The following is a 12141-nucleotide window of genomic DNA, read 5'->3' on the forward strand; positions in this document are numbered from 1 at the left end:
GACGGCGGGAGACGGCTCCGGGGGGTGTCGGGCGGTCCGCGATGGTCGCCGTGTCCGTCGGCCGTCGAGGGTAGCCGGGGGGAAGATGACACCCGGCCCGTCGAGCGAGTGCGGCGGGTCACCGACACGAGGAGGCGATGTGACCGACGCCGGCCCCCACGAGAACCCGCGGACCCGTGCCCGCATCGCCGGGCGGGTGCTCCGCCGCCTGCCGGTGGTCCGGCGCCTGGCGATCGGCAGGGTGGGGCCCCTGGAGGCCGGGCTCGCCGGCGCCCGGGCCGAACTCGCCCGGCTCGGCGCGGCCGTCGCCGACGTGCGCAGCGCCGTGGAGCAGGTGGCCGCCGACCTGGGGCACCTCCGCGCGGACGTCGCCGCGGTGTCGCACAACCACGAGCTGCTCAAGGGCGAGCTGTGGGACACCCGGGTCGAGCTGAGCGCCGGTCGCGTCGGGGAGGTGCGCGAGCAGGTCACCGCCCTCGACCGCCGGCTCCGTCGGGCGGAGCGCTCGGCCCGCGCGGTGCCGGCGGGGCCCGCGGTGGCCGACGCCGGCGCCGCGGCCGCGTCGGCGCAGCCGGCCGGACCCGCGGACATCTCCTCGACGCTGTTCGACTACGTCGGCTTCGAGCGCCGGTTCCGCGGTGACCCCGAGGTGATCAACGCCGTCCTGCACGACCGCTACGCCGCCGTCCTGCGGGAGCACCAGCCGGTCGTCGACATCGGGTGCGGCCGGGGGGAGCTGCTCGAGCTGCTCGCCCGGGAGGGGGTCGAGGTGGTCGGCGTGGAGCCCGACCCCGGCATGGCCGACGAGGCCCGCGCCCGGGGCCTCGAGGTGCACCAGGTCCTGGCGCACGAGTACTTCGCGACGGTCCCCGACGACAGCCTGGGGGCGGTCATCAGCACCCACGTCGTCGAGCACCTGCCGCTCGACGTGCTCGTCGACTTCCTGGAGACCAGCGCCCGGAAGCTGCGCCCCGGCGGGGTCTTCATCGCCGAGACCCCCAACCCGGCCACGCTGGTCGTGCTCGGCTCGCACTTCATCATGGACCCGACGCACGAGTGGCCCCTGCACCCGGACCTGCTGCGCTTCCTGAGCGAGTCCGCGGGCTTCCGCGAGGTCCGGACCGAGTTCTTCTCCCCGGCCACCACCCTCCAGCTGCCGCTGGGCGGCGGGCCGGACCCCGCGGCGCCGGAGCTGGCCGCCCGGGTCGACGAGGGGTTCGCGCGGCTCAACCACGTCCTGTTCGGCCCCCAGGACTACGCCGTCCTCGCCGTCGCCGGCCCGTCGGCCGGAACGCCGGCCGAGGGGGCCGACGCGGACCCGGCGGAGAGCCTCAGCTGAGGGCGCGGCGGTAGGCGGTGCGCGTGCGCTCCGCGCACCGCTCCCACGTCCAGGCGCTGGCGTGGCTCCGGCGGGAGCCGGGATCGCCCGGGAGCGTGCCGTCGACGGCCTCGACCAGGGCGTCGACGAGCTCCTCGGCCGACCCGGTCAGCCGGGCCGCGCCGCCCAGCACCTCCCGCGTGACGGGCAGGTCGGAGGCGATGACCGGCACGCCGCAGGCCAGCGCCTCGAGCGGGGGGAGCCCGAAGCCCTCGTACCGCGAGGGGAAGACGAGGGCGCGGGCGCCCGCCACCGTGCCGCGCAGGTCGTCGTCGGCGAGGTAACCGGTGAACCGCACCGCACCGGCGGGGAAGGGGTCCAGCTCCAGGGCGGCCCCCCAGCCCTCGGGGCCGACGAGGACCAGGGGCGGTGCCTGCGGGCGCACGGACAGCAGCGCCCGGTAGGCGGTGAGCAACCCGGGCAGCCCCTTCCGGGGCTCGATCGTGCCCACGGCGACCAGGTAGTCCTCCGGCAGCCCCAGGCGGCGCCGGTCGCCGGGCCCGGGTGGCGTCGCCCGGGACCACGCCTCGTCGACCCCGAGCGGGGTGACGGTGACCCGGTCCTCGGCGAGCCGGTAGGTCTCCCGGAGCTCGGCCGCGACGGCCGCGCTGGGCACCACGACCTGCGCGGCCCGGGCGATGCTGCGCGGGACCAGCTCCCGGTAGGCCGCCGAGGACCGCGCGACGGTGTCCGGGTGGTGCAGGTAGGCCAGGTCGTGCACGGTGACCACCCCACCGGCCCGCCCCGTCGGCGGGAGGGTGAAGTTCGTCCCGTGGAAGACGTCGGACCGCCCGGCCAGGAGCGTCACGGGCACGAGCTCCGACCGGGACCACACCAGGCGCAGCAGGCGGGCGGGCGCCGGGCGCGGCCGGGCGGCGGCCCCCGCGGGCACGACCGCCGCGAGCCCCCGGCCGCCGCGCAGGGTGAAGGCGGTGACCCGGACGTCGTCCCGGGCGGCGTCCCCCGTGGTGGCGACGAGCGCGCCGAGCAGGCCGGACACGTAGCGCCCGACGCCGGTGGGGCGGCCGAGCAGGGGGGTGCCGTCCAGGCCGATCCGGATGCGGGCCTCCTCGGGTCTGCCGACGCCCGGGAGCCCCTGATCCCTAGGCTGGGGCCCCGTGCGCGTGGCGATACTCCTGGAGCAGATGCTCGCACCCGTACCCGGGGGCACGGGCCGCTACTCCGCCGAGGTCGCCACCGCGCTCGCCGAGACGGCCCCCCGCGGGGCGGCGGTGACCGGGTGGACGGCGTGGCACCGCCGCACCGGCGCCGCCCGGCTGCCCGGGGTCGCCGGACCCCGGCGCCTGGCGCTGCCGCGCCGCCCGCTGGCGGCGGCGTGGGAGCGGGGCCGCGGACCCCGGCCGCGCGGCGCCGACGTCGTCCACGCCCCGACCCTGCTGGTGCCGCCGGCCGGCGACCGGCCGCTGGTCGTCACCGTCCACGACGCGGTGCCGTGGACCCACCCGGAGACGCTCACCCCGCGCGGCGCCCGCTGGCACCGCGCCATGGCCGAGCGGGCCGCGGCCACCGCGGCGGCCGTCGTCGTGCCCACCGCCGCGGTGGCCGACGAGCTCGGTCGGGTCCTGCCGCTGCGGCGTCCCCCCGTGGTGGTGGGGCTCGGCGTCAGCGGCCGGCTGGCCGAGCCGGCCGACGCCGACGACCGCGCCCGGCGGCTGGGCCTGCCCGGCGGCCCGTTCCTGCTCACCCTGGCGACGCTCGAGCCGCGCAAGGGGCTCGACGTCCTGCTCGCCGCGCTCGCCCGTCCCGAGGCCCCCGACGTGCCGCTGCTGCTGGCCGGTGCTCCCGGCTGGGGCGGGGTGGACCCGGTCCGGTCGGCCGCCGAGGCGGGGCTGCCGGCCGGCCGGGTCCGCCACCTGGGCCGCCTCGGCGACGACGACCTGGCCACCGTCCTGCGTCGGGCGACCGCGCTCGTCGCGCCGAGCCGCGCGGAGGGGTTCGGGCTGCCCGTGCTGGAGGCCATGGCGGCGGGGACCCCCGTGGTCAGCTCCGACGCCCCCGCGCTGGCCGAGGTCGGCGGCGGGGCCACGCTCACCACACCGGTCGGCGACCCCGCCGCCCTGGCGGCCGCCCTCGGCCGGGTCGTGGACGACGCCGGGCTGCGCGCGCAGCTGGCCGCGGCCGGCCGCCGCCGGAGCGGCGCGTACTCGTGGTCGGCGGCCGCCCGCACCCTCTGGGACCTCTACCGGACGCTGCCTGGGCTCAACCGGTGGTAGCAACACCTGCCTGGTGCAGTGATCGTAGGTGCTCGTCCAGGACCTCCGCGGGGGTCTTCCAGCCGAGCACCTTGCGGGGTCTGCTGTTGATCGCGGCCTGAACGGCGAGCAGGTCGGGCAGGCTCCAGCGGGACAGGTCGGTGCCCTTGGGGAAGTACTGCCGCAGCAGCCCGTTGGTGTTCTCGTTCGTGCCCCGCTGCCAGGGGGAGTGCGGGTCGGCGAAGTAGACGGCGATGCCGGTGTCGACCCTGAACTGCGCGTGCGCGGACAGCTCCTTGCCCCGGTCCCAGGTCAGCGACCGCAGCAGCTCGGCGGGCATCGTGCTCATCGTCGTGGTGAGGGCGTCCTTCATGGCGATCGCGCCATAGCCGCCCAACGCAGGCCCGTTCTTGACCGGCGGGACCAGGCCGTGCCCGGGTAGGCGCGGCAGGTGCACCAGCAGCGTGTAGCGACTGGCCCGCTCCACGACGGTGCCGATCGCCGACCGGTTCAGGCCGATGATCAGGTCGCCCTCCCAGTGCCCAGGGACCGCGCGGTCGGCGGCCTCGGCCGGCCGCTCGCTGAGCACCACGTCGGCGGTGACGTGGCCCTGCGGCCTGTTCCGGGCGCGTTCCCGAGGCTTGCGCAGCGCCCGGCCGGTACGCAGGCAGGCCACCAGCTCCCGCTTGAGCGCCCCCCGACCCTGGATGTAGAGCGCCTGGTAGATCGCCTCGTGGCTGATGCGCATGTCGGCATCGTCGGGGAAGTCGACCACCAGCCGCCGCGAGATCTGCTCCGGGCTCCACGCCCTCGCCCAGCGCCGATCGGCGCGATGCGGCTTGTTCAGGCCCTTCCACGTCGTCGCCGGCCCGGTAGCCGGGCTGCCGTCGGGGCGCTGCAGCTGCCCGCTGAGCCGCTCCTGGACGTAGTGCTGCAGCCGTGGGTTGGTGGCGAGCTTGGCCGGCTTGGGACGCCGGGCGGCGGTCTGGGCCTTCCACTGCGCGACGGTGGCCCGGTACTCCCTCTTGCCGCCGCGGGTGGCGGCGTTGCGCCGCAGCTCCCGCGAGATCGTGCCGGGGTCACGCCGGAGCTCACGGGCGATCGCCCGCACCCCGACGCCCCGGGACTTGAGCAGCGAGAGTTCCTCCCGCTCGGAGAACGACAGGTACCGGCCGGTGGGCTCGGCCAGGCTCAGCGGCGGCATGCCGCCAGCGTGGCGAAACCAGCGGGAGCCGACCGGCGTGGACACGCCGACCTCGAGCGCGGCGTCCTCGGTGCGCTTGCCCTGCGCGATCAGCCGCCAGAAGACGCGCTCCACGTGCCGGGCCGGCATCGGCCGCCCCGGCGAGCGCATCGCCGGCCGCAGCGCCCGATCGGCCTGCTGCTGACGTCGTCCCATCGCACACCTCCGTGATCAAGAGGTGTTGCGACGACCGGTGGAATCCGCCCTGTGAGCCGCGGTCCGAGTGCCCCCTGGGGTCGGTGTGAAGGGAGCACTGCGTCACGTGACGACGCGCCCACGGCACGTCACCGGATCGCCCCGCGGCGTCCGTACCGTCGGGGCACACCCGAGCGAAAGGGAGCCGCCGTGGCCGCCACCACCGGGCCCCGCGTCCTGCTGGACGCCACCGCCGTCCCCGCCGACCGGGGCGGTGTCGGCCGCTACGTCGACCAGCTCGTCCCGGCCCTGGACGCCGCGGGCACCGACCTGGTCGTCGTCTGCCAGCAGCGGGACGTCGAGTACTACGGCAAGCTCGCCCCCTGCGGGGACGTCGTCGCGGCCCCGGCCGCGGCGTCCCGGCGCCCCGCGCGGCTGGTGTGGGAGCAGACCGGCCTGCCCCGGCTGGCCGAGCGGCTCGGGGCCGACGTGCTGCACTGCCCGCACTACACGATGCCGCGGCGCAGCCCGGTCCCGGTCGTCACGACGCTGCACGACGCCACGTTCTTCACCCACCCCGACGTGCACCAGCCGGTGAAGCGGGCCTTCTTCCGCCGCTGGACGACCTCTTCGCTGCGCCGCGCCGCGCGGGTCGTCGTCCCCTCGCAGGCGACCCTCGACGAGCTGGCCCGCGTCACCGGCGGCGTGCGCGGCCAGGTCGACGTCGCCCACCACGGCGTGGACCCGGCGACGTTCTCCGTGCCCGACGTCGAGCACGTCCGGGCCGCCCGCGAGCACCTCGGGCTGCGCGCGTCGAGCTACGTGGCCTTCCTGGGCACCATCGAGCCGCGCAAGAACGTGCCCTTCCTGGTCGAGGGCTGGCGCCGCGCGGTGGCCGGCCTCAAGGACCCGCCGGCCCTCGTGCTCGCCGGCGGCCGGGGCTGGGACACCCGCATCGACGAGGCGCTGGCCGCGGTGCCGGCCGGCCTCGAGGTGCTGCTGCCCGGGTACCTGCCGCTGGAGCTGCTCGCCGGCTTCCTCGGCGGCGCGGAGGTGGTCGCCTACCCCAGCCTCGGCGAGGGCTTCGGGCTGCCGGTGCTCGAGGCCATGGCCTGCGGCGCCCCCGTGCTGACCACCACCTCGCTGGCGCTGCCCGAGGTGGGCGGGGACGCCGTCGCCTACACCGACCCCACCGCCGCCGGCATCGCCGCGGGGCTGGCCGCGCTGCTGGCCTCGCCCGGACGGCGGGCCGAGCTGTCCCGCGCGGCGACCACCCGTGCGAGCGGCTTCACGTGGGCCGCGTGTGCAGAGGCGCACCGGCGGACGTACGCTCGCGCGGTAGCGGCCTGACCTCCCGGTCGGTCGCTGGGCGGCGACCGGCACGTGAGGAGGGGGGCCTGTCATGGCGGCTCCCCCGAAGGTCCCCGCGGTCCTCGACCCGGTGACCGCGCCCAGCATCTCCTTCGCCCGGGCGATCGACGACCTGCGCCGCGGCTGGCAGCAGCGGTCCCTCTGGGGGCACCTGGGCTGGCAGGACATCCGGCAGCGCTACCGGCGCTCGGTGCTCGGGCCGGTGTGGATCACCATCAGCATGGCGGTCACCGCCGTCGCCCTGGGGATCCTCTACGCCGGCCTGTTCGACCAGGACCTCGACGTGATGCTGCCGCACGTCCTCGTCGGCTTCATCGTCTGGGCGTTCATCAGCGGGTGCATCGCCGAGGGCTCCGAGGTCTTCATCGCCAACGAGGGCCTGATCAAGCACCTGCCCGCGCCGCTGTCGGTGCACGTCTACCGGCTCGTCTGGCGCCAGCTGCTGTTCTTCGCCCACAACATGATCGTCTACGCGGTCATGCTCGTGTTCTTCCCGCAGGACCTGAAGTGGACCGCGCTGGCGGCCGTCCCGGCCATCGCGCTGCTGGCGCTCAACGGCGCCTGGGTCGCCCTCGCCGTCGGGGTCATCACGACCCGCTTCCGCGACATCCTGCCGATCACGCAGAGCGTCGTGCAGCTGATGTTCTTCCTGACGCCGATCGTCTGGATCTACGACCAGCTGGTGAACAGCCCCAACCCCGCGATCGCCGAGCGGGCCCGGCTGGCCGAGTTCAACCCGTTCCTGCACTTCGTCGAGATCGTCCGCCAGCCCCTGCTCGGCCAGGACCAGGTCTGGCGGCACTGGGTCGTCGTCCTCGCCATCACCGTCGTCGGCTGGGTGGCGGCGCTGCTCGTCCTCCGCCGCTACCGGTCCCGCGTCTCCTACTGGGTGTGAGCGTGTCCCAGAGCACCGGCGGACCGGTCAGCATCGTCACCAAGGACGCCTGCGTCGACTTCCCGATCTTCGACGCCAAGAGCCGCTCGCTGAAGAAGACCGTCGTCGGCCTGGTCGGCGGGAACATCGACAGCGGCGCCAGGATCCCGGTGATCGAGGCGCTGCGCGACGTCACCCTCGACCTCCAGCACGGGGCCCGGGTGGGCCTCGTCGGGCACAACGGCGCCGGCAAGTCGACCCTGCTGCGGCTGTTGTCGGGCATCTACGAGCCGACCCGGGGCGTCGCGGAGATCCGCGGCCGGGTGGCCCCGGTGTTCGACCTGGGCGTGGGCATGGACCCGGAGATCTCCGGCCTCGAGAACATCATGATCCGGGGCCTGTTCCTCGGGATGACCCGCAAGCAGATGGAGCAGCGGGTCGACGACATCGCCGACTTCACCGAGCTCGGTGACTTCCTCCGCATGCCGCTGCGCACCTACTCGACCGGCATGCGGGTGCGGCTGGCCCTCGGCGTGGTCACCAGCATCGACCCCGAGATCCTGCTGCTCGACGAGGGCATCGGCGCGGTCGACGCCGCGTTCCTCGAGAAGTCCAAGCAGCGGCTGGTCGAGCTGGTCGAGCGCTCCGGGCTGCTCGTCTTCGCCTCGCACTCGGAGGAGTTCCTGCGCCAGCTCTGCGACACCGCGCTGTGGCTCGAGCACGGCCGGATCAAGGCCCAGGGGGACCTCGACGACGTCCTGCGCCGGTACGGGGGGCAGCCGCTGTGAGCGCCGCGCCCCGCAACCGCATCCTGGCCGACGACGTCGTCATCGCGGTCGTCGTCACCAAGGACCGCCCGGCGACGCTGGCCGCCAGCCTCGAGGCCATCTGCGCGCAGACCCGGCCGGTGGACCACGTGGTCGTGGTCGACAACGGCGACGACCCGAAGGTCGCCGAGATCGTCGCGGACCTGCCCGTCCGCGGCACGTACGTGCCGTCGAAGCGCAACCTCGGCGGCGCCGGCGGGTTCGCCCTCGGCATGCTCACCGCGCTGGCGCTGGGCGCCGACTGGGTGTGGTGCGCCGACGACGACGGCCGCCCCGCCGACGACGCCGTGCTCGAGACGCTGCTGCTGGAGGCCGTCGGCCTCTCCCTCGACGAGATCTCCCCGATGGTGCTCGACATGCACGACCCGCGGCGGCTGGCCTTCCCGCTGCGCCGCGGGCTGCGCTGGCGCCGGTGGCACGCGGACTTCCGCGGCGTCCGGCTGCTGGACGGCTACGCCTCGCTGTTCAACGGGGCGCTGTTCCGCTCCAGCGCGCTGGAGGTCATCGGCGTCCCCGACTACCGGATGTTCTTCCGCGGCGACGAGACCGAGATGCACCGCCGGCTGATGCGCTCGGGCCTGCGGTTCGGCACCTCGACCGGCACCGCCTACCTGCACCCGAGCGGCACCGGCGAGTTCAAGCCGATGCTGCGCGGGGCGTTGTCCGCGCAGTACCCCGAGGACGACGTCAAGCGGTACTACACCTACCGCAACCGCGGCTACCTGATGGCGCAGCCGGGGATGCGGTGGATGCTGCCGCTCGAGTGGCTGCGCTTCAGCTGGTACTTCCTGCTGCGCCGGCACGACCCCGAGGGCTGGCGCGAGTGGCGCCGGCTCACCCGCGCCGGTCGCTCGGAGCGCTTCGACCGTCGGTGACCCCGAAGGCCTGCGCCCAGCTGGCCGGCGCGGTCAGCTCCTCCAGGTGGGCCCGGTACACGCGCTGCAGCCGGGGGAACTCCCGGTAGAGCCGGGCGTGCAGGCGCACCGACCGGCGCAGCATGGACCAGAACGTGGCCGGCTCGCGGCGGCGGAAGGTCACCCCCCGGCCGTCGGCGGTGCCGACCGTGGCGCTGTCGAGCCGGGAGAGCAGGAACCAGCGGGCGTCCTGCGCGCTGATGTTCAGCTGCGGGCGCTGGGTGGTCTCCTCCCGCGGCGGGCGCACGTTGTGCGCCAGCGCGGCCAGCAGGGTGCGCCCGATGGTCAGCGGGGTCACCGGCGGCTTCATGAAGCGCTCGGCCCGCGTGCCGCTCATCGAGGGCAGCGGGAGGTCCGAGGAGGAGGGGACGACGACGCCGTCGGGGTGGTCGCCCTGGTGCTCCAGCGCGGTGGGCAGCGCGGTGGGCAGCAGCGGGAACAGCCGCTGCGGCCCGGCCAGGAAGTCCTCGTAGGCGCGGTGGTGCAGCCCGGCGGTGGCGTACTGCATCATGATCAGGAACTTCAGGTCGAACTTGAAGGTGTCCCGCAGCAGCTGCCCGCCGCGCTTGTACTGGCTGTGCAGGGCCGCGGCGACCAGCCGGTTGCGGGTGTGGAAGTAGGCCTGCCAGCCGGCGGTGTCGTCCTTGTCGCTCCAGGACAGGTGCCAGACCGCGACGCCGGGCATGGTGGCGGTCGGGAAGCCGTGCTCGCCGGCGCGCAGCCCGTACTCGGCGTCGTCCCACTTGATGAAGACCGGCAGCGCCAGGCCGAGCCGCTCCACCGCGACGCGGGGGACGAGGCACATCCACCAGCCGGTGTAGTCCACGTCGACCCGGCGGTGCAGCTGCGGGGTCCGGCGCAGGCTCTTCTGCGCGAAGTCGTGCGCGTACTCGGTGTTGGGGGCCGCCCGCCAGAAGAACTTCTCCGGCGCCACGACCTCGCCCATGGTGTGCAGCACCGAGCGGTCCTGCAGGGCCAGCATCTGGCCGCCGACCAGCATCGGGCGCTTGGCGAACCGGGCGACCGCGAAGGCCCGGGCCACGCTGTCGGGCTCGAGGATGACGTCGTCGTCGAGCAGCAGGTGGTGGGTGGCGCTGGTGTGCTCCAGCATCTCGTACATCGTGCGGGAGAAGCCGCCGCTGCCGCCGAGGTTGGGCTGCTCGACCAGCCGCAGCCGGTCGCCGAGCGCCTCGGCCGCGGCGGGGTAGCCCCCGGCGTCGCGGACCTTCTTGGTGCCCTGGTCGGCGACGACGACCGTGTCGATCAGGTCGCGCACGACGGGGTCACCGGCCAGCGCGGCGAGGGCGTTCACGCAGTCGTCGGGGCGGTTGTAGGTGCAGATGCCGACCGACAGCCGCGCCTCGCCCGCGGGCGCCTGCGGGGCCCACCACGCCGCCCGGTGCACGGTGACCGGGGCGTCGTCGGCGGTGACGTCGAACCAGTACCAGCCGCCGTCCTCGAACGGGGTGAGGTCGAGCTCGAACTCCAGGGCGCGGTCGTCGCCGGAGGCGGTCGACCCGGTGACGTGGATGATGCTGCCGTCGGCCTTGGACCGGTAGACGTCGACCCGGCCGGGGCCGGAGAGCCGCATGCCGAGGACGACCTGGTCCAGGACGGTCCAGCGGCGCCAGTAGCTGGCCGGGAAGGCGTTGAAGTAGGTCGCGAAGGAGACCTCGCCGCCCGCCGGCACGGTCACCTCGGACCGGTCGCGGACGCGCACCCGGCGGGTGCGGTCCTCGTCGACGTAGAGGGAGCGGACCTTCAGCGGGTCGCCGGGCCGCGGGAGGATCACCCGCTGCAGCAGCGTGACCGCCTTCCCGGTCGCGAGGTCGGCCGCCGAGGGGTCGCTCACGCGCTCCGGGGACACCGGGGAGTCGGTGGTGGTCATCGCGGTGCTCAGTCCTCCAGACGGCCGTCGAGGGAGGCGCCCTCGGCGAAGTACGGGCGGATGCGGTTCTCGTACATGGTGAGGGCCGAGCCGATGGCCATGTGCATGTCGAGGTACTTGTAGGTGCCCAGCCGGCCGCCGAAGAGCACCTGCTTCTCCGCGGCCTCCTTGGCGGCCAGCTCCCGGTAGCGCTCCAGCTTGGCGCGGTCCTCGGGGGTGTTGATCGGGTAGTACGGCTCGTCGCCGGTCTCGGCGAACCGGGAGTACTCGCGGACGACGACCGTCCGGTCGGCCGGGTACTCGCGTTCCGGGTGGAAGTGCCGGAACTCGTGGATCCGGGTGTAGGGGACGTCCTCGTCGGCGTAGTTCATCACCGACGTCCCCTGGAAGTCGCCGGTCGGCAGCACCTCGGTCTCGAAGTCCAGGGTGCGCCAGCCCAGCTCGCCGGCCTCGTAGCCGAAGTACTTGTCGATGGGCCCGGTGAAGACGACCGGGACGTCGGCGGGCAGGTCGGCGCGGACGTCGAAGAAGTCGGTGCCGAGCCGGACCTCGACGAGCTCGTGCTCGGCCATGCGGGTCAGCCAGGCGGTGTAGCCGTCGACCGGGAGGCCCTCGTAGGTGTCGTTGAAGTAGCGGTTGTCGAACGTGTACCGCACCGGCAGCCGGGCGATGACCGCGGCGGGCAGCTCGGTGGGGTCGGTCTGCCACTGCTTCTTCGTGTAGCCGCGGATGAACGCCTCGTAGAGCGGCCGGCCGATCAGCGAGATGGCCTTCTCCTCGAGGTTGGCCGCCTCCCGCGTCTCGATCTCGGCCGACTGCTCGGCCACCAGGGCCCGCGCCTCGTCGGGGGTGAAGCTGCGGCCGAAGTACTGGCAGATCGTGGCCAGGTTGATCGGCAGCGAGTAGGTCTGCCCGCGGTAGGTGCTGAAGACCTTGTGCTGGTAGCCGGTGAAGCCGGTGAACTGGTTGACGTAGCGCCACACCCGCTCGTTCGAGGTGTGGAACAGGTGCGCGCCGTACCGGTGCACCTCGATGCCGGTCTCGGGCTCGGCCTCGGAGTACGCGTTGCCGCCGATGTGGTCGCGCCGGTCGAGGACGAGGACCCGCTTGCCGAGCTGGGAGGCCACCCGCTCGGCGACGGTCAGGCCGAAGAAGCCCGAGCCGACGACGATCAGGTCGGGAGCGCCGGATGCCATGTCGCTCGACAGTACCGGCGTCGGGCCGCGCCCACCGCCGCGGTCCCGGTGGTCACCCGAACGGCGCCGGACGGTCACGGGCCGCTGTCGTTAGGGTTCCGT

General features: G+C 74.5%; 10 protein-coding genes. 6 read left to right on the plus strand and 4 right to left on the minus strand.

Annotated features, from left to right (window positions below; all coding sequences use genetic code 11):
• Positions 1–139: 139 nt before the first annotated feature.
• On the plus strand, positions 140–1339 hold the full coding sequence (locus D0Z06_RS08935; protein WP_117377026.1) for a class I SAM-dependent methyltransferase: 1200 nt from the start codon (positions 140–142) through the stop codon (positions 1337–1339).
• Here D0Z06_RS08935 and D0Z06_RS08940 read toward each other — a convergent pair.
• Positions 1332–2549, minus strand: coding sequence for a glycosyltransferase family 4 protein (locus D0Z06_RS08940; protein ID WP_304999753.1), 1218 nt, complete (start codon positions 2547–2549; stop codon positions 1332–1334). The two genes, D0Z06_RS08935 and D0Z06_RS08940, sit on opposite strands and share 8 nt — an antisense overlap.
• On the opposite strand from D0Z06_RS08940, the gene D0Z06_RS08945 reads away from it, so the two are divergent.
• Positions 2497–3612: a glycosyltransferase family 4 protein gene (locus D0Z06_RS08945; RefSeq protein WP_117377151.1), complete on the plus strand. Its 1116-nt coding sequence runs from the start codon at positions 2497–2499 to the stop codon at positions 3610–3612. The two genes, D0Z06_RS08940 and D0Z06_RS08945, sit on opposite strands and share 53 nt — an antisense overlap.
• Here the strand turns inward: D0Z06_RS08945 and D0Z06_RS08950 are convergent.
• Positions 3599–4990: an IS30 family transposase gene (locus tag D0Z06_RS08950; RefSeq protein ID WP_117377027.1), complete on the minus strand. Its 1392-nt coding sequence runs from the start codon at positions 4988–4990 to the stop codon at positions 3599–3601. The genes D0Z06_RS08945 and D0Z06_RS08950 overlap by 14 nt on opposite strands.
• 189 nt (positions 4991–5179) lie before the next feature.
• On the opposite strand from D0Z06_RS08950, the gene D0Z06_RS08955 reads away from it, so the two are divergent.
• From D0Z06_RS08955 to glfT1, 4 genes are read left to right on the plus strand one after another with little or no spacing between them, the layout of a single operon-like run.
• Positions 5180–6319, plus strand: a complete 1140-nt coding sequence (locus D0Z06_RS08955) for a glycosyltransferase family 4 protein (RefSeq protein WP_233517545.1) — start codon at positions 5180–5182, stop codon at positions 6317–6319.
• A 52-nt stretch (positions 6320–6371) separates the two neighbouring features.
• Positions 6372–7235 (plus strand): galactan export ABC transporter permease subunit Wzm/RfbD, encoded by an 864-nt coding sequence (gene wzm, locus D0Z06_RS08960; RefSeq protein WP_117377028.1) that lies wholly within the window; start codon positions 6372–6374, stop codon positions 7233–7235.
• Positions 7236–7237: 2 nt separating this feature from the next.
• A complete protein-coding gene (gene wzt, locus D0Z06_RS08965; RefSeq protein WP_199522217.1) occupies positions 7238–8002 on the plus strand; it encodes a galactan export ABC transporter ATP-binding subunit Wzt/RfbE in 765 nt (254 codons plus the stop codon).
• Positions 7999–8916: a galactofuranosyltransferase GlfT1 gene (gene glfT1 / locus D0Z06_RS08970; protein ID WP_233517546.1), complete on the plus strand. Its 918-nt coding sequence runs from the start codon at positions 7999–8001 to the stop codon at positions 8914–8916. Before wzt ends, glfT1 begins: the two co-directional genes overlap by 4 nt.
• Here glfT1 and D0Z06_RS08975 read toward each other — a convergent pair.
• Positions 8876–10843: a glycosyltransferase gene (locus tag D0Z06_RS08975; protein ID WP_117377030.1), complete on the minus strand. Its 1968-nt coding sequence runs from the start codon at positions 10841–10843 to the stop codon at positions 8876–8878. The two genes, glfT1 and D0Z06_RS08975, sit on opposite strands and share 41 nt — an antisense overlap.
• A gap of 8 nt (positions 10844–10851) precedes the next feature.
• Positions 10852–12039, minus strand: coding sequence for a UDP-galactopyranose mutase (gene glf / locus D0Z06_RS08980; RefSeq protein ID WP_117377031.1), 1188 nt, complete (start codon positions 12037–12039; stop codon positions 10852–10854).
• Between the last annotated feature and the right edge of the window lie 102 nt (positions 12040–12141).

This window comes from Geodermatophilus marinus (genome assembly GCF_003428645.1).
In the GTDB taxonomy this organism is placed as follows: domain Bacteria; phylum Actinomycetota; class Actinomycetes; order Mycobacteriales; family Geodermatophilaceae; genus Geodermatophilus.

What these genes read in the sequence shown, in the direction of transcription:
- D0Z06_RS08975 (WP_117377030.1), bottom strand. Translation starts at nt 10,843, where the DNA reads ATGACCACCACCGACTCCCCGGTGTCCCCGGAGCGCGTGAGCGACCCC.
- glf (WP_117377031.1), bottom strand. Translation starts at nt 12,039, where the DNA reads ATGGCATCCGGCGCTCCCGACCTGATCGTCGTCGGCTCGGGCTTCTTC.
- D0Z06_RS08950 (WP_117377027.1), bottom strand. Translation starts at nt 4,990, where the DNA reads ATGGGACGACGTCAGCAGCAGGCCGATCGGGCGCTGCGGCCGGCGATG.
- wzm (WP_117377028.1), top strand. Translation starts at nt 6,372, where the DNA reads ATGGCGGCTCCCCCGAAGGTCCCCGCGGTCCTCGACCCGGTGACCGCG.